This is a genomic window from Pseudomonas sp. HOU2 (assembly GCF_040729435.1).
Classification (GTDB): Bacteria; Pseudomonadota; Gammaproteobacteria; order Pseudomonadales; family Pseudomonadaceae; genus Aquipseudomonas.
The window spans coordinates 2,315,266-2,332,134 of the sequence record NZ_CP160398.1; the positions used below are offsets into that span (position 1 = coordinate 2,315,266).

Annotated in this window: 16 protein-coding genes and 4 tRNA genes; 11 read left to right on the top strand and 9 right to left on the bottom strand. The window is 59.2% G+C overall.

Features of this window, described 5'->3' with window-relative positions; genetic code table 11:
* Positions 1–62 precede the first annotated feature (62 nt).
* Both ABV589_RS10355 and ABV589_RS10360 read left to right on the top strand, forming a co-directional pair.
* Entirely contained in the window at positions 63–3,011 is a 2,949-nt protein-coding gene (locus ABV589_RS10355; RefSeq protein WP_367085751.1) for a DUF748 domain-containing protein, read from the top strand.
* Entirely contained in the window at positions 3,011–3,307 is a 297-nt protein-coding gene (locus tag ABV589_RS10360) for a DUF2845 domain-containing protein (protein ID WP_367086189.1), read from the top strand. Before ABV589_RS10355 ends, ABV589_RS10360 begins: the two co-directional genes overlap by 1 nt.
* 262 nt (positions 3,308–3,569) lie before the next feature.
* Here the strand turns inward: ABV589_RS10360 and ABV589_RS10365 are convergent, their stop codons facing one another.
* Positions 3,570–3,926, bottom strand: coding sequence for a BON domain-containing protein (locus ABV589_RS10365; protein WP_367085752.1), 357 nt, complete (start codon positions 3,924–3,926; stop codon positions 3,570–3,572).
* A 296-nt stretch (positions 3,927–4,222) separates the two neighbouring features.
* The gene (locus ABV589_RS10370; RefSeq protein WP_367085753.1) at positions 4,223–4,660 is read right to left on the bottom strand and encodes a pilin; all 438 of its coding nucleotides are present in this window, start codon (positions 4,658–4,660) and stop codon (positions 4,223–4,225) included.
* Between the two features lie 226 nt (positions 4,661–4,886).
* Between ABV589_RS10370 and pilB the strand changes: the two genes are divergently transcribed.
* The 5 genes from pilB to yacG are packed head-to-tail and all read left to right on the top strand — an operon-like array spanning position 4,887 to position 9,495.
* A complete protein-coding gene (gene pilB / locus ABV589_RS10375; RefSeq protein WP_367085754.1) occupies positions 4,887–6,587 on the top strand; it encodes a type IV-A pilus assembly ATPase PilB in 1,701 nt (566 codons plus the stop codon).
* Between the two features lie 2 nt (positions 6,588–6,589).
* Complete coding sequence (locus tag ABV589_RS10380; RefSeq protein WP_096795218.1) at positions 6,590–7,807, top strand: type II secretion system F family protein; 1,218 nt, start codon at positions 6,590–6,592, stop codon at positions 7,805–7,807.
* A gap of 1 nt (position 7,808) precedes the next feature.
* A complete protein-coding gene (locus ABV589_RS10385) occupies positions 7,809–8,681 on the top strand; it encodes an A24 family peptidase (RefSeq protein ID WP_367085755.1) in 873 nt (290 codons plus the stop codon).
* The gene (gene coaE, locus ABV589_RS10390) at positions 8,678–9,301 is read left to right on the top strand and encodes a dephospho-CoA kinase (RefSeq protein ID WP_086792846.1); all 624 of its coding nucleotides are present in this window, start codon (positions 8,678–8,680) and stop codon (positions 9,299–9,301) included. The genes ABV589_RS10385 and coaE overlap by 4 nt, the downstream gene beginning before the upstream one ends.
* Positions 9,298–9,495: a DNA gyrase inhibitor YacG gene (gene yacG, locus ABV589_RS10395; RefSeq protein WP_003228296.1), complete on the top strand. Its 198-nt coding sequence runs from the start codon at positions 9,298–9,300 to the stop codon at positions 9,493–9,495. Before coaE ends, yacG begins: the two co-directional genes overlap by 4 nt.
* Before the next feature lie 6 nt (positions 9,496–9,501).
* On the opposite strand, the gene ABV589_RS10400 is transcribed toward yacG, so the two are convergent.
* Entirely contained in the window at positions 9,502–9,717 is a 216-nt protein-coding gene (locus tag ABV589_RS10400) for a hypothetical protein (protein WP_064382081.1), read from the bottom strand.
* A gap of 65 nt (positions 9,718–9,782) precedes the next feature.
* On the bottom strand, positions 9,783–10,472 hold the full coding sequence (locus tag ABV589_RS10405; RefSeq protein ID WP_367085756.1) for an energy-coupling factor ABC transporter permease: 690 nt from the start codon (positions 10,470–10,472) through the stop codon (positions 9,783–9,785).
* Positions 10,473–10,669: 197 nt separating this feature from the next.
* Here ABV589_RS10405 and ABV589_RS10410 point away from each other — a divergent pair, with 197 nt between their 5' ends.
* The 4 genes from ABV589_RS10410 (at position 10,670) to ABV589_RS10425 (ending at position 13,407) form a co-directional block, all read left to right on the top strand.
* Positions 10,670–11,296, top strand: coding sequence for a DUF1780 domain-containing protein (locus ABV589_RS10410; protein WP_003228301.1), 627 nt, complete (start codon positions 10,670–10,672; stop codon positions 11,294–11,296).
* A complete protein-coding gene (locus tag ABV589_RS10415) occupies positions 11,293–11,820 on the top strand; it encodes an MOSC domain-containing protein (RefSeq protein WP_367085757.1) in 528 nt (175 codons plus the stop codon). The genes ABV589_RS10410 and ABV589_RS10415 overlap by 4 nt, the downstream gene beginning before the upstream one ends.
* Positions 11,821–11,871: 51 nt before the next feature.
* Positions 11,872–12,045, top strand: coding sequence for a DUF3094 family protein (locus tag ABV589_RS10420; protein ID WP_003228304.1), 174 nt, complete (start codon positions 11,872–11,874; stop codon positions 12,043–12,045).
* Positions 12,046–12,108: 63 nt separating this feature from the next.
* Positions 12,109–13,407, top strand: coding sequence for an NAD(P)/FAD-dependent oxidoreductase (locus tag ABV589_RS10425; protein WP_367085758.1), 1,299 nt, complete (start codon positions 12,109–12,111; stop codon positions 13,405–13,407).
* A 176-nt stretch (positions 13,408–13,583) separates the two neighbouring features.
* On the opposite strand, the gene ABV589_RS10430 is transcribed toward ABV589_RS10425, so the two are convergent.
* The 5 genes from ABV589_RS10430 to clpB form a co-directional block, all read right to left on the bottom strand.
* Positions 13,584–13,660, bottom strand: a tRNA-Pro gene (locus tag ABV589_RS10430).
* 97 nt (positions 13,661–13,757) lie between these two features.
* A tRNA-Lys gene (locus ABV589_RS10435) sits at positions 13,758–13,833 on the bottom strand.
* A 5-nt stretch (positions 13,834–13,838) separates the two neighbouring features.
* Positions 13,839–13,915: transfer RNA gene (locus tag ABV589_RS10440), tRNA-Pro, on the bottom strand.
* Positions 13,916–13,924: 9 nt separating this feature from the next.
* Positions 13,925–14,000, bottom strand: a tRNA-Asn gene (locus tag ABV589_RS10445).
* A gap of 297 nt (positions 14,001–14,297) precedes the next feature.
* Positions 14,298–16,862 (bottom strand): ATP-dependent chaperone ClpB, encoded by a 2,565-nt coding sequence (clpB, locus tag ABV589_RS10450; RefSeq protein ID WP_007963856.1) that lies wholly within the window; start codon positions 16,860–16,862, stop codon positions 14,298–14,300.
* Between the last annotated feature and the right edge of the window lie 7 nt (positions 16,863–16,869).

Here is a 16,869-nt window from a genome sequence, read left to right on the forward strand (position 1 = left end):
CCCACGATGTACTTCGGAACCAGAATCGCGTGCCATACTCCAAGGCACTCCGATTCAGACAGATGAAGCCGCACATGCCCAAAGGATTGATTCGCGCGATTGGCGCCTTGTTGACTGCTCTGGCCCTCTACAGCCTGCTGGGGTTTCTGATTTTGCCGGGCATCGCCCTGCGTATCGCCAACCAGCAACTGGCGAACTATGCCACGGTGCCTGCGCATATCCAGCGCATCGAACTCAATCCGTTCAGCCTGGAAGTTACCCTGTGGGGGCTGGTCGTCGGTGAGCCGGGCAAGGAGCAAGTCGGCTTCGAGCGGCTGTACGCCAATCTGCAACTCGACAGCCTGTGGACCAAGGCGCTGCATCTGGCCGATATCGAGCTGGACAAGCCCAAGACCGAAATCCTCTTCGCCAAAGACGGCCAGCTCAATCTGCTGGGCCTGTTCAAGATTCCCGCCAGCGAACCGACCCCGGCCGATCCGAATGCCAAGCCGTTCCCGCTGCGCATCGACCGCATTCAACTGGCCGGCGGCAACGTGCATTTCCAGGACGCCCGGCCGAGCGAGCCCATCGAGTTTCTCTACGACAAGCTCGATTTCGAGCTGAAAAACCTCAGCACTCTGCCCGAAGACAATGCCGATATGACCCTGGTGGCTGCCGGCCCGGCCGGTGGGCAGATCGACTGGAAGGGCAACTTCAGCCTGATCCCGTTCACCTCCGAAGGCACACTGAAAGTCACCGACGGCAAGATGAAGTCATTCTGGCCCTACGTGCGTGACGCCGTGCCGCTGGTGCTCGAAGACGGCGTGATCAACCTCAGCACCGAATACAAACTGAATCTGTCGAAAGAAACCGAACTGCTGTTGAACAACGTCGCGGTGAGCATTGCCCCATTCGCGATCAAGGCGCCGGACGGCCGGCCGCTGGCAAAACTCGAACGCCTCGATGTCAGCGAGACCTCGGTCGACCTGGCCAAACAGCAAGTGGTGGTCGGCAAGATCCGCAGCAACAAACTGGAAACCTGGGCCGCGCTCGAAGCCGACGGTCAGCTCGACTGGCAGAAACTGTTCGCCAGTCAGCCATCGAAACCTGCCGCCAAGGCCGCCGCCGAACCCAAGACCACTCCGGCCGCCGCCGACTCGCCGAAAGAGCCGGCCGCGCCGAGCAAGCCCTGGCAAGTGCTGCTCAAAGACGTCCAGCTACGCAACTACACCGTGCATCTCGCCGACCGCTCGGCCAACCCACCCGTGGCACTGGATGTCACCCCGCTGAATATCGACCTGCAGGATTTCGACAGCCTCAACGGCTCGCCTTTCAAGGTCAGGCTCGACAGCGGCTTGGGCAAACAAGGCAAGATCAACGCCGACGGTGTGGTCAACCTCGCGCCGGTCACCGCCCAGCTCAACGTGAAAACCCAAGACATCGACCTGCGCGTCGCACAGTCCTACATCAATCCGTTCATTCGCCTGGAACTGCGCAGCGGCATGCTCGGCAGCGACCTCAAGGTCAACCTCAAGAGCACCGCCCCCCTGGCACTCGGCGTGACCGGACGCGCGCAGATCGATCAACTGCACACCCTCGACACCCTGAAAACCCGCGACTTCCTCAAGTGGCAGCAGGTGGTGGTTGAAGGCATCAACTATCAGCACGGTGACAGCCTGTCGATCGACAAGGTCAACCTGTTCCAGCCGTATGCGCGCTTCATGATCAACGATGACCGCACCACCAACATCGACGATCTGCTGATCCCGCAGCCCGCTGACAATGGCGCGAAACCCGCAGCGGCGAAACCGGCCAGCAAAGACAAACCGCTGGGCATTCACATCGGCGCGATTGCGATCAACGACGGTTCGGCCAACTTCGCCGATTTCAGCCTGACGCCAAACTTCGCCACCGCGATTCAACAGCTCAACGGCCAGATCGGCACCATCGACAGTCGTCAGGCGAAACCGGCCAGCGTCGACATCAAGGGCAAGGTCGATCGCTATGCTCCGGTGACCATCAAAGGTGCGGTCAACCCGTTCGACCCGATGGCCAGCCTCGACATCGCCACCAGTTTCAAACGCGTCGAGCTGACCACCCTGACGCCCTACTCCGGCAAGTTCGCCGGTTACCGCATCCGCAAGGGCCGGCTCAACCTCGACCTGCATTACCTGATCACCAAGGGCCAGTTGAAGGCTGAAAACAAAGTGGTGGTCGAGCAACTGCAACTCGGCGAGAAAGTCGACAGCCCGGATGCCGTGAGCTTGCCGTTGAAACTGGCGATTGCCCTGCTCAAGGACGTCGATGGCAAGATCTCCATCGAGCTGCCGGTGACCGGCGACCTCAACAACCCGCAGTTCAGCGTGATGCCGATTGTCTGGCAGACCCTGCGCAACCTGATCGTCAAGGCCGCCGCCGCACCGTTCAAGATGATTGGCGGGCTGATCAACGGTGGCGGCTCCGAGGACCTCGGTACCGTGTCCTTTGCTGCGGGCTCCAGTGACCTGAGCAAGGACGCCGAGTCGGCGCTGGACAAACTGTCCAAGGCCCTCAAGGAACGTCCAGCCCTGCGTCTGGAAATCGAAGGCACTGCCGCACAGAGCAGCGACGGTCCGTTGATCGCCGAACAGCGTCTGGAGCGCGAATACCAGTACAACTACTACAAGATGCTCCAGCGTCGGGGCGACAAGGTGCCGGCGCAAGCGTCCCTGCTGCAAGTGCCGGAGAGCGAGAAAGGCCCGCTGCTTGAAGGCATCTACCGTACCCGTCTGAAAACTCAGCCACCGGCCGAATGGAAAGATCTGGGCAAGGAAGAACGCACGGCGAAAATGCGTGATGGCGTGATCAAGTTCTGGAGTTCCAGCGATGTGCTGCTGCGGCAGTTGGGTCAGGAACGCGCCAGCAGCATCAAGGACTATCTGGTCGACAAAGCCCAATTGGCGGATGACCGGGTGTACTTCATCGATGCCAATCTGGGCGAAGCCGAGAGCGATGGCCGGGTCGTGACGCAAATGCACCTGGACGCCGAATGATGAACCACAAATGGCGGGTTGCGCTGACACTGCTGCTCGCCGCCAGCCCCGCGCTGGCCTCCGACACGCTGCGCTGCGGCAGCCAACTGGTCAGTCTCGGCGACCGCGCCAGCGAAGTGCTGCAGAAGTGCGGCGAACCGGTCAGCCGCGACGTCCTCGGCTACAAGCGCAGCGCCAACCGTCGCGAAGAGTTTCAGGTCGAGGAATGGACCTACGGCCCGAGTAACGGCATGTATCAGTACCTGCGCTTTGAAGGCAATCGCCTGCGGCAGATCAACAGCAAGCGCGGTAATTAATTCCCCCCTGTAGGAGTGAGCCTGCTCGCGATAGCGGTGTGTCAGTCAGCAGATTTCTCCATCTGACACACCGCTATCGCGAGCAGGCTCACTCCTACAATTGTTTTATGGTGCCCCTGAAATAGAACAAGCCCCGACACAAGTGCCGGGGCCTGTAATGGTCACATCCGTGTGACCGTTCGCATGAACTCTAAAGTTGCGGCAGACGTATTGCTCGGCCCGTCTGTCGCGTCTTCTCCCGGTCCAGGCGAGAAGTCATGCCTTACTCGGCTTTCAGGCCGTCAGCGGAAACCGCTTTGACGCCTTTGATTTTCTTGGTGATGTTCACCGCGGTGGTTTTCTGAGCTTCGGTGACAGCGACGTCAGAAGACAGGGAAACCACACCTTTGTTGGTTTCGACTTTGATGTCGGTACCAGGAATGCCTTTTTCGGTTACCAGGTCGCTTTTGACTTTGGTAGTGATCCAGGTATCGGAAGTAGCTTCTTTAGCCTTGGTCATTTCACCAGCAGCCAGAGTCATTGGAGCCTGAGTAGCCTGGGTGGTTTGTGCAAAGGCACCGGAAGCCATGGTCAGGGTCAGCGCGGTAGCAGCAGCGGCAGTGATAGCGAACTTCTTCATACGAGTAACTCCTGTTTTTCTGGAAAGTCTGCTGGATTACTTGTCAGCAGGGTTACCGAGGTAGTTGCGAACGTTGTGCCAACTTTTTAAAAGATACAAAAGCTATATAAATCAACATCTTACAGATAATGGAAAATTCCGGATTCATGCAAAATGCATGATTCGGGGAATATTCACTTGCAAGTTGCGGTTTTTTGGAAAGTTCCTAAGGCGCTGAAATTATTGAGACTTTTATTTTCACCGAATAAAGAAAAATGCCCTGCGTGGCAGGGCATTCGTACATCACGCGCTAGCGATCAAGTACCGCTGGCGGTACAGCCTTTTGGCGAATAATCCGCGTTAACAGTAGTGGCACAGGTCCACACGCCAGAGGTATTACCCGTAGCAGCGCCCGAACGAGTGAGCGTGATGGTTTTGCCCAGTACCGGACCCGGAGCGTTGAGCAGCGTACAGCTGATGCTGCCCGCCCCCGTCGCCGCTGTGCCTGTAACCGAGACCGTACAGTTGGAGGTGGTGGCTGTACCGCCATTCACAGCGTTTATATCCGGAGCGGTACCTTGATTGATGGTGTCCTCGAACGGCACCTTCATCGCACTGATCTCCGCCAGCCCCGCGGTCACTTTTGACCGCGCCTGATACTTCGAATACTGCGGCAAGGCGATGGTTGCCAGGATGCCGATGATCGCGACGACGATCAGCAGCTCGATCAGAGTGAAACCTTGTTGTTTTTTCATAGACACGCTCCATGCATGAGTCGAAATCTCATGATCTGAAAGGGACGCAGCATAGGCCATGCCAATGCCTTCCAGGCCCCGTCCATTGGGCGCAAAGCGTGTGCGATGTCATTTCCTACAACCTGCAACCGCACTATCTGACACTTTTTGTCACCTGTACCGGGCGTGTTTGGCGCTGTCACTTGACTAGGCTATAAGTCATGAACTGTCAGCATCCGGAATCCCCATGAATGACATCGCTCTGAGCGGTCTGGCCAAGCAATTGGTACAGGCCGAACTGCTTACGGAAAAAAGCGCCCAGCAGGCCTGGCAACAGGCGCAGCGCAATCGGCTGTCGCTGGTCAGCTACCTGGTGCAGAACAAACTGGTGAAGAGCTCACAGGTGGCCGAGATCGCTTCCGAGCATTTCGGCATGGCCTTCATGGACCTCAATTGCCTCGACAAGGAAACCCAGCCCAAAGGCCTGGTCAGTGAAAAACTGGTGCGCCAGCACCACGCCCTGCCCTTGTGGCGTCGTGGCAACAAACTGTTCGTGGGCATTTCCGACCCGAGCAATCATCAGGCGATCAATGACATTCAGTTCAGCACCGGGCTGAGCACCGAAGCCATTCTGGTGGAGGACGACAAGCTCACTGATGCCATCGAGAAATTCTTCGACACTCACGCCAGTGGTCTCGAAGACATGGCCGACGTCGATCTCGACGGCGTGGATGTCGAGTCCGTCGACGACAGCCGCCAGGACGCCATTGGCGGCCTCGACGCCGACGACGCGCCGGTCGTGCGCTTCGTGCACAAGATGCTGCTCGACGCGATCAAGAGTGGCTCGTCGGACTTGCACTTCGAACCCTACGAAAAAAACTTCAGGGTGCGGGTGCGCACCGACGGCATCCTGCGCGAGGTGGCCAAACCGCCGATCCAGTTGGCCGGACGAATCGCCGCACGCCTGAAAGTCATGGCCAGCCTGGACATCTCGGAACGCCGCAAACCCCAGGACGGACGGATCAAGATGCGCCTGTCGAAGACCAAGTCGATCGACTTCCGGGTCAACACCTTGCCGACCCTGTGGGGTGAGAAAGTGGTGATCCGGATCCTCGATCCGTCCAGCGCGCAGATCGGCATCGATGCATTGGGTTACGAGCCGGCGCAGAAAGAGCTGTACATGGCAGCACTCAAGCAGCCGCAGGGCATGATTCTGGTAACCGGGCCTACGGGCTCGGGGAAAACCGTGTCGCTGTACACCGGCCTGAATATTCTCAACACCGTCGACATCAACATTTCCACCGCCGAAGATCCGGTGGAAATCAACATGGAAGGCATCAACCAGGTCAACGTCAATCCGAAACAGGGGCTGGATTTTGCTCAGGCTCTGCGTTCGTTTCTGCGGCAGGACCCGGACGTGATCATGGTCGGCGAGATCCGTGACCTGGAAACCGCCGAAATCGCGATCAAGGCCGCGCAGACCGGCCACCTGGTGCTGTCCACGCTGCACACCAACAGCGCCGCCGAAACCCTGACCCGTCTGCACAACATGGGCATTCCCGGGTTCAACATCGCCACCTCGGTCAGCCTGATCATCGCCCAGCGCCTGGCGCGCAAGCTGTGCAGCCACTGCAAGAAACCGATCGAGATCCCTCGCGAGACATTGATCAGGGAGGGTTTCCCGCCGGAACAGATCGGCAGTTTCACGATCTATGAGCCGGTCGGTTGCGATCACTGTAACGGCGGCTACAAGGGCCGCGTGGGGATTTACGAAGTGGTGAAGAACACCCCCGAGCTGCAACGGCTGATCATGGCCGAAGGCAACTCGTTGGAAATCGACAGCCAGATGCGTCGCGACGGCTTCGACGACCTGCGCACCTCGGGCCTGCACAAGGCCATGCAAGGCATCACCAGCCTGGAAGAAATCAACCGGGTCACCAAGGACTGAACATGGCGGTCAAGGCAGCGAAAATCAGTATCTACGCCTGGGAAGGCACGGATCGCAAAGGCAGCAAGGTCACGGGCGAGCTGAGCGGGCAGAACCCCGCGCTGATCAAGGCCCAACTGCGCAAGCAAGGAATCAATCCAGGCAAGGTACGGAAGAAATCCACCTCCCTGCTCAGCCTCGGCAAACGCATCAAGGCCCAAGACATCGCCCTGTTCACCCGGCAGATGGCAACCATGATGAAAGCCGGCGTACCGCTGCTGCAGTCGTTCGACATCATTGGCGAAGGCTTCGACAACCCGGCGATGCGCAAACTGGTAGACGAGGTGAAGCAGGAAGTGGCCGCCGGAAACAGCTTCGCCGCCGCACTGCGCAAGAAACCGCAGTATTTCGATGAGCTGTATTGCAACCTGGTGGATGCTGGCGAGCAATCCGGCGCCCTCGATACGTTGCTCGAACGGGTCGCGACCTATAAGGAAAAAAGCGAAGCGCTCAAGGCCAAGATCAAGAAAGCCCTGACCTATCCCAGCGCGGTGGTGCTGGTGGCAATGGTCGTCACCGGGATTCTGCTGGTAAAAGTGGTGCCGCAGTTTCAGTCGGTATTTTCCGGTTTCGGTGCTGAACTGCCGGCCTTTACCCTGATGGTAATCAGTATCTCGGAGTTCATGCAGCAATGGTGGTGGGCGGTGCTTGGAGCACTGATTGCAGCGGTGTTCGGCATCCGTCATGCGCTGAAGAAATCCCAGGCCCTGCGCGACCGCAAAGACACCTGGCTGCTGAAACTGCCGCTGGTGGGGACGCTGATGTACAAGTCGGCGGTGGCGCGATTCGCTCGCACCCTGTCGACCACTTTTGCCGCTGGCGTACCGCTGGTGGAGGCACTGGACTCAGTGGCAGGTGCCACCGGCAACGTGGTGTTCAAACGCGCGGTGCTGCGTATCCGCCAGGACGTCGCCACCGGCATGCAGCTGAATTTCTCGATGCGCAGCACCGGCGTCTTCCCCAACATGGCGGTGCAGATGACCGCCATCGGTGAGGAGTCGGGTGCGCTGGACGACATGCTCGACAAGGTCGCCGGTTTTTATGAAGAGGAAGTGGATAACATGGTCGACAACCTCACCAGCCTGATGGAGCCGTTCGTCATGGTGGTGCTCGGGGTCATCGTCGGCGGGCTGGTCGTGGCCATGTACCTGCCGATCTTCCAACTCGGCTCAGCGATCTGACATGCCTATCGACCAACTTTTCAGTCTGTATCCGCTGGCCTTCGTACTCACCGCCCTGCTGCTGGGTCTGGTGGTCGGCAGTTTTCTCAACGTGCTGGTCTGGCGTCTGCCGAAAATGCTCGAGCGCGACTGGCGCCAGCAGGCCCAAGACGTCCTCGGCCTGCCGAGCGAAACCCCACTGCCGACCTACAACCTGATGCTGCCGCACTCCGAATGCCCGCGCTGCGGTCACCGGATTCGGGCGTGGGAAAACATTCCGCTGCTCAGTTATCTGTTGCTGCGCGGACGCTGTTCGGCGTGTGCCGCACCGATCAGCAAACGTTATCCCCTGACCGAACTGGCCTGCGGCCTGCTCTCGGCATTTGTCGCGTGGCATATGGGTTTCGGCTGGCCGGCCGGTCTGTTGATCGTCCTCACCTGGGGGCTGCTGGCGATGAGCCTGATCGACACCGAACATCAGCTGCTGCCCGATGTGCTGGTGTTGCCGTTGTTGTGGCTGGGGCTGATCGTCAACAGCTTCGGGCTGTTTGTCTCGCTGCACGCGGCGCTGTGGGGCGCGGTGGCCGGCTACATGGCGCTGTGGTCGGTGTTCTGGCTGTTCAAGCTGCTGACCGGCAAGGACGGCATCGGCCACGGCGATTTCAAGCTGCTGGCACTGCTCGGCGCCTGGGGTGGCTGGCAGATTCTGCCGCTGACGATTCTGCTGTCGTCGCTGGTGGGGGCGATTGTCGGGGTGATTCTGTTGCGTCTGCGTGAGCAGAAAACCTCGACGCCGATGCCCTTCGGGCCGTATCTGGCAATTGCCGGCTGGATTGCCTTGCTCTGGGGTGGTCAAATAACCGACTTCTATTGGCAGTTTGTCGGTTTGAAATGAATACCCCTGTGGAAAAACCCTGGATTCTCGGCCTGACCGGCGGCATCGGCAGCGGTAAAAGCGCCGCGGCCCAGCACTTCATCGATCTCGGGATCCATGTGGTCGACGCCGACCACGCGGCGCGCTGGGTGGTCGAGCCGGGGCGTCCGGCACTGGCGAAAATTGCCGAACACTTCGGCCCCGGCGTCCTGCAGGCCGATGGCACTCTGGACCGTGCGGCCCTGCGCAAACTGATCTTTGAAGTGCCGGAGGAACGCCGCTGGCTCGAAGCTCTGCTGCATCCATTGATCGCCGAGGAAATCGCTCACCATCTGGCGCTGGCAAAATCGCCTTATGCGATTCTGGTGTCGCCGCTGCTGATCGAATCCGGGCAATACGCGATGACCCAGCGCATCCTGGTGATCGACGCCCCGCAACAACTGCAGATCGAACGCACCTTGCAGCGCGACCAGACCAGCGAACAGCAGGTCCAGGCGATCCTCAAGGCCCAGTCGAGCCGCGAAGACCGCGTGAGCCGTGCCGACGATGTGGTGGTCAACGACCGCGACCTCGCCTGGCTGCACAGCGAAGTCGAGCGCCTGCATCACTTTTACCTGACTTTATCCGGAGGCCAGTCATGAGCCCTACAACCGTCGAATGCCCAACCTGCGGCGCCCCCGTGGAATTCACCCCAGAGAACAAATTCCGCCCGTTCTGCTCCGATCGCTGCAAGCTGATCGACCTCGGCGCCTGGGCGTCCGAAGAGCACAAGATTCCGGTCGCCCCGGATGCCGAAGACGAAATGTTCTCCGGCGATTTCGACCCGCGTCACTGAACGCGATCAGGGCCGCATGAAGCCGTAGTCCTGATCGTCGTCGAGGTTTTCCGCGAGAAAGCGCAACTCGTCGGCCAGGTCTTCGGCGTTGCGCACCGTCTTGCTCTGCTGCACCACCGCGCTGAGCAAGGCGCGCAAACTCAGGCCCGGATCGAAGCCGACCTCCTGTGCCATCTCAAGACTCTGTCGCGTTTCCTGTCTTGCCCACTCGTACACACTCATGCCGCTGCTCCTGAAGGGATTTGGCCGAGCATGAAATGCCGCGCGGGTAGCGGATTTGATGTGGATCAAGACTTGGGATCGTCGTCCTTCCACGGCGCCGAAAGGTAGCGGGTGCGGTTGAAGGTTTCCAGCCACTCGGGACTGAACACCACCAGCGCGCTGATCACCATGCCGTTGATGAACGCTTCGGGAAAAATCAGCAGCCACAGATAACCGATGAAATCTTCCAGCCATTCCGGCATGGCGAACAGGCCGTCGTACCAGAGCAGGCCCAGGCTCAGGGTCAGACACAACAACGCCGACAACGCTGCGGCGAAAAAACCGGAACAGAAGATATACACGAACGGATTACGCGGCTGCGCGCGCTCGACGAGGATCGCCACACCCTCGGTGATCAGCACTGGCAACAGGATCAGCAACGTCCCGTTGACCCCGACCGCCGCCAGATCCTGACGCCCGAGCAACACCAGACCGAGCTGCGCAATCAGCCCGCCGACAATCGCCAGTGGCCAGTCCAGCAGCAGCGTCACGGCGGTCATGCCGATGAAGTGATAGGAAACCCCGGTGTCGAAATCCCTGCGCACCAGCCACAGCAGAAACAAGGCGAACACCGTGCCGAACAGCAAATGCTGACGACGACTGTCACTAAACAATTCGACCCACGGCGCGCGGACAACCGCCCACAGCAGCACCGGCAGGTAAATCAGCCAGCCGAGTGTCAGGCTTGTCGAGGACAGCAGTTCTGCACCGATCATCTCTCCCTCACTTTTATCAGGAAAACTCCCACATCCCCTGTAGGAGCTGCCGCAGGCTGCGATCTTTTGATCTTGCACTTTGACAGTCAAAAGATCGCAGCCTTCGGCAGCTCCTACAAGAGCTCAACGTACGAGCTGTCAGCATCCGCCGATGCAAAGCTTTCTGCTTGTCGCATTTGAACGCTAAGCTTGGGCCTATGGATGACTCAGATTATTTACGCCTGCTGACCATTGCGGCCGAGCAAGCCAACGCGTTCCTGTCCAATGCCCGCAAATGGGAGCGTGAGCGTTGGGTCTGCCAGCGCCTGCTGCAAGGCTTGAACATCCCTTACCGCGCTGATGAGTTCGCCCCCGCCGGCGAACCGCCGGACGTGCTGTTTCGTGATGCCAATTTCGAAGTGTTCTTCGTTCTCGATGAAGGTCGCCGGCTCAACGACGAATGGCGCGACGAACTGCAGCGCCGGCGCAGTGCGTTTTCCCTCAGCCAGTTGGTGCGCCGTGAAGCCAAGCCACGGCGGATTCCGGCCAATGAGTTCCTGTTGCGACTGGCGCCGACCTTGCGTAAAAAAGCGCACAACTACAAGGAACGCGGCATGGATCTGGGCGAACTGGACATCATCGCCTTCGCCAGTCTCAAGCGCGAGGTGCTGGACCTCAACAGCCACTTTCCACCGCCCACCGAGTACTTGCGTCAGGGCTGGCGCTCGCTGTCACTGGTCGGGCCGACGTTCGCCCGGGTGCTGTTCGCCCATCCCGATGCGCCGGACTTTCTGCGCAGCAACCTCGGTCGCAGCATCGTCTTCGATGTCGGGATCAGCCTGTGACGCCGCTGCAGCAGTTGATCGCCGACGTGCCGCAGACCGGCCGCGTACGCTGGATCGGCGTGCGTCCGGAGTCTCGCGGGCCGATGATCGAGCTTGACGCCGTCGAGGCGGGGCTCGAAGCGGGATTGACCGGCGATCACGCCCGACCGGGTGTACGCAACGCGCGGCAAGTGACGTTGATTCAGTTCGAACACTTGGCGGTCATCAGCGCGTTGATGGGCCGGCCTGAAGATCAACCCGTGAGGCCTGAAGACCTGCGGCGAAATCTGGTCATCAGCGGTATCAATCTGTTTAGTCTCAAGGGTCGGCGCTTTCGCATCGGTCAGGCAATATTCGAGACCACCGGCTGGTGTCAGCCCTGCGCGCGCCTGCAAAACAACCTTGGCCCCGGCACCTTTCAAGCGGTGCGCGGGCATGGCGGAATAACCGCGCGGGTGTTACAAAGCGGGATCATTCGCCTCGACGACGGTGTTTCGGTCGAACCGGTTCCGGCCAGTGGCTATGCTGCATTCAACCCGGGTTAAAAACCGCTGTAGCTTCCCCACCTTCAGCAACGTCTACCTGACGAGGCCTTTATGACCAGCCGCCTGAACCCCGAAGACCAGAAGCATGTCGAAGAGTACCTGCAGTTGTCCCAACACCGTGTCGAGCGCCGGCCTTTCCGGCCGTGGATGCTTCTGGTGCTGGTGCTGGCAGTGACCATTGGTCTGGGCTTGTTGAGCCGACTTATCAGTTACCTGACGCTATGAGCAGCATTGCGCTCGCGAAGGTGATTGCACCGATTTCCTTTAAAAACCTTGCGAGTTATCCCCATGTCCCATCGTATTGTTATTGTCGGCGGCGGCGCCGGCGGTCTGGAGCTGGCTACCCGTCTGGGTAAGACCCTGGGCAAGCGTGGCACGGCCAGTGTGATGCTGGTCGACGCGAACCTCACGCACATCTGGAAACCCCTGCTGCACGAAGTGGCCGCCGGATCGCTGAACTCTTCCGAGGATGAACTCAACTATGTTGCCCAGGCGAAATGGAACCACTTCGAGTTCCAGCTGGGGCGCATGAGCGGGCTTGATCGCGCGCAGAAGAAAATCCAGCTGGCGGCCACCTACGACGAAAACGGCGTGGAACTGGTTCCCGCCCGTGAAGTGCAGTACGACACGCTGGTAATCAGCGTCGGCAGCACCACCAACGATTTCGGCACCCAGGGCGCAGCGCAGCACTGCCTGTTCCTCGACACCCGCAAACAAGCCGAACGCTTCCACCAGCAACTGCTCAATCACTATCTGCGCGCGCATGCCGGGCAGACCGATGTGGTCGAACAGATCAGCGTGGCCATCGTCGGTGCCGGCGCCACGGGCGTCGAGCTGGCGGCCGAACTGCACAACGCGGCGCATGAGCTGGCTGCGTACGGCCTGGACCGGATCAAACCGGAAAACATGCACATCACTCTGATCGAAGCCGGCCCACGGGTGTTGCCAGCCCTGCCGGAGCGCATCAGCGGCCCGGTGCACAAGACTCTGGAGAAACTCGGGGTCAATGTGATGACCAACGCTTCGGTCAGCGAAGTGACCGCCGACAGTCTGATCACCGCCGATGGCAACGTGATCAAGGCCAGCCTGAAAGTCTGGGCAGCGGGTATTCGCGCACCGGGTTTCCTCAAGGACATCGACGGTCTGGAAACCAACCGCATCAATCAGCTGCAAGTGCTGCCGACGTTGCAGACCACCCGCGACGAAAACATTTTCGCCTTCGGTGACTGCGCCGCCTGCCCGCAGCCGGGTTCGGATCGCAACGTGCCGCCGCGTGCGCAAGCCGCGCACCAACAGGCGTCGTTGCTGGCCAAGTCACTGAAGCTGCGCATCGAGGGCAAAACCCTGCCGGAGTACAAGTACACCGACTACGGTTCGCTGATTTCGCTGTCGCGTTTTTCGGCTGTGGGTAACTTGATGGGTAACCTGACCGGCAGCGTGATGCTGGAGGGCTGGCTGGCGCGGATGTTCTATGTGTCGCTGTATCGCATGCACCAGATGGCGCTGTACGGGCCGTTCCGCACGGCGATGCTGATGCTGGGCAGCAAGATCGGTCGCGGCACCGAGCCACGCCTGAAGCTGCATTGATGGCGTAAATCCTGTAGGAGTGAGCCTGCTCGCGATTGCGGTGGGTCAGTCAATTCATTCATGACTGACACACTGCTATCGCGAGCAGGCTCACTCCTACAATGATTTTGCTTAGGGCCTGAGTTTTTCATGGGCAAAAAAAATCCCCGTATCTTTCGATACGAGGATTTTCAATATGGTCGGGGTAAGGGGATTCGAACTCCTGACATCCTGCTCCCAAAGCAGGCGCGCTACCGGACTGCGCTATACCCCGGTAAAAAAAAGGCGACCTTTCAAAGATCGCCTTCTTCGATCAGCGCTTTTGGCCTCTGATCTTAAGATTCGATCCCAGCGCTAACTGGTTTCAAAAATGGTGGGTCGTGTGGGATTCGAACCTACGACCAATTGGTTAAAAGCCAACTGCTCTACCAACTGAGCTAACGACCCAAAAATGGTCGGGGTAAGGGGATTCGAACTCCTGACATCCTGCTCCCAAAGCAGGCGCGCTACCGGACTGCGCTATACCCCGGCTTGAAATTGGCTCCGTGACCAGGACTCGAACCTGGGACCCAATGATTAACAGTCATTTGCTCTACCGACTGAGCTATCACGGAACTACATATTTCAATTTACAACGGTGAAACTTGAAGCTTCTCGACATCGTTTTCGCATCGCTGCGTTCGTGTGTCTGAGGCGCGCTATTCTACAACCTAGAACACCTCTGTCAACCCCCTAAATTGCTTTCAAGTTAATGATTTGCAACTTATTTCAGTTTTCAACCCAGTGGGTTGAAACGCTGCCGGTGACTGACTGCGGGGCGCACTTTACAAGCCTTTTCCTTAGAGTTCAACAGCCTAACGAAAAAAAGGCCTCGCAAAGCGAGGCCTTCCTTATTTCATTGGCGTTGCGGCTCAGTCGAAAACGATTTCGTCGTTCACCACTTTGCCGGTCGCCGTGTCGCCTGGCAGGAAATGCCCCGACAGGATCAACTGCGCCAACGGGTTTTCGATCCAGCGCTGGATCGCACGTTTGAGTGGACGTGCGCCATAGACCGGGTCGTAACCGACGGCAATCAGCTTGTCCATCGCTTCCGGGCTCAGCTCCAGCTTCAGCTCGCGCTCGGCCAGACGGCTGCGCAGACGGCCCAACTGGATCTCGGTAATGCCCGCGATCTGATCCCGCGCCAATGGCTCGAAGATCACCACTTCGTCGACCCGGTTGATGAACTCCGGACGGAAGTGCGACGTCAGCGCGTCCATCACCGCTGCACGCTGGGCCTCACGGTCACCGACCAGTTCCTGGATCTGCGACGAACCGAGGTTCGAGGTCATGACGATCACGGTATTGCGGAAATCCACCGTACGCCCGTGGCTGTCGGTCAGACGGCCATCCTCCAGCACCTGCAGCAAGATGTTGAACACGTCCGGATGCGCCTTCTCGACCTCGTCCAGCAGGATCACCGAGTAAGGCTTGCGGCGTACCGCTTCGGTCAGGTAACCGCCCTCCTCGTAGCCCACGTAGCCTGGTGGTGCACCGATCAGCCGCGCCACGGAATGTTTCTCCATGAACTCGGACATGTCGATCCGCACCATCGCCTCTTCAGTATCAAAGAGGAACTCGGCCAATGCCTTGCACAGCTCGGTTTTACCGACACCGGTCGGACCGAGGAACATAAACGAGCCGCTTGGACGATTCGGATCCGCCAGCCCGGCACGCGAGCGCCGTACCGCGTTGGCGACCGCAACCACCGCCTCGTCCTGACCAATCACACGCTGGTGCAACAGGCTTTCCATCTTCATCAGCTTGTCGCGCTCGCCTTCGAGCATTTTCGATACCGGAATACCGGTCCACTTCGAAACGACTTCGGCGATTTCCTCTTCGGTCACCTTGCTGCGCAGCAACTGGTTTTCGCTCTTGCCGTGCTGGTCGACCATCTGCAGGCTGCGTTCCAGATCCGGGATCACCCCGTACTGCAATTCGGCCATGCGGTTGAGATCGCCTTTACGGCGCGCCGCTTCCAGTTCCTGACGCGACTGCTCGATCTTTTGCTGAATCTGCGCCGAACCCTGTACCTCGGCTTTTTCCGAGTTCCAGATTTCTTCCAGATCCGAGTACTCACGCTCGAGGCGGACGATTTCTTCCTGGAGTTTTTCCAGCCGTTTCATCGCCGCTTCATCGCTTTCTTTCTTCAGCGCCTGGGATTCCACCTTCAACTGAATCAGGCGACGTTCCAGACGATCCAGCACTTCCGGCTTGGAGTCGATCTCCATACGGATACGGCTGGCGGCCTCGTCGATCAGGTCGATGGCCTTGTCCGGCAACTGCCGGTCAGTGATGTAGCGATGGCTGAGCTTGGCCGCCGCGATGATCGCGCCGTCGGTGATAGCCACTTTGTGGTGAACCTCATAACGCTCCTTGAGGCCACGCAGAATGGCGATGGTGTCTTCTTCGCTCGGCTCGTCCACCAGCACTTTCTGGAAACGCCGCTCAAGCGCCGCATCCTTCTCTATATATTGGCGATACTCGTTGAGCGTGGTTGCGCCGACGCAGTGCAGCTCGCCGCGGGCCAGCGCCGGTTTGAGCATGTTGCCGGCATCCATCGAGCCTTCGCCCTTACCGGCGCCGACCATGGTGTGCAGCTCGTCGATGAACAGAATGATCTGCCCTTCCTGCTTCGACAGCTCGTTGAGCAGCGCTTTCAGGCGTTCTTCGAACTCACCGCGATACTTGGCACCGGCAATCAGTGCGCCCATGTCCAGCGACAGCAGACGCTTGCCCTTGAGGCCGTCCGGCACTTCGCCGTTGATGATGCGCTGGGCCAGACCTTCGGCAATCGCGGTTTTACCCACACCAGGTTCGCCGATCAGCACCGGGTTGTTCTTGGTGCGGCGCTGCAGAACCTGAATGGTGCGACGGATTTCGTCGTCACGGCCGATCACCGGATCGAGCTTGCCGTCTTCGGCACGCTTGGTCAGATCGACGGTGTACTTGTCCAGCGCCTGACGCGACTCTTCGTGGTTGGCGTCATTTACCGCTTCACCGCCGCGCAGGTTGTTGATCGCGTTTTCCAGGGCTTTCTTGCTCACGCCCTGGCCGAGCAGCAACTTGCCGAGCTTGCTGTTCTCGTCCATCGCGGCGAGCAGCACCAGCTCGCTGGAAATGAACTGGTCGCCCTTCTGCTGGGCCAGGCGATCGGCCTGATTAAGCAGACGCGCCAGATCCTGCGACATGTTGACGTCGCCGGTCGGGTTCTGGATTTTCGGTAATTGATCGAGCTCTTTGGTCAGCTCTTTACGCAAGCTGTTAACGTCGAAGCCGACTTGCATCAACAGGGGTTTGATCGAACCACCCTGCTGTTCAAGCATGGCTTGCATCAAATGCGCCGGCTCGATGGCCGGATGATCGTGGCCAACGGCCAGGGATTGGGCGTCGGATAACGCCAACTGTAATTTGCTGGTTAAACGGTCTATACGCATGGGGTCA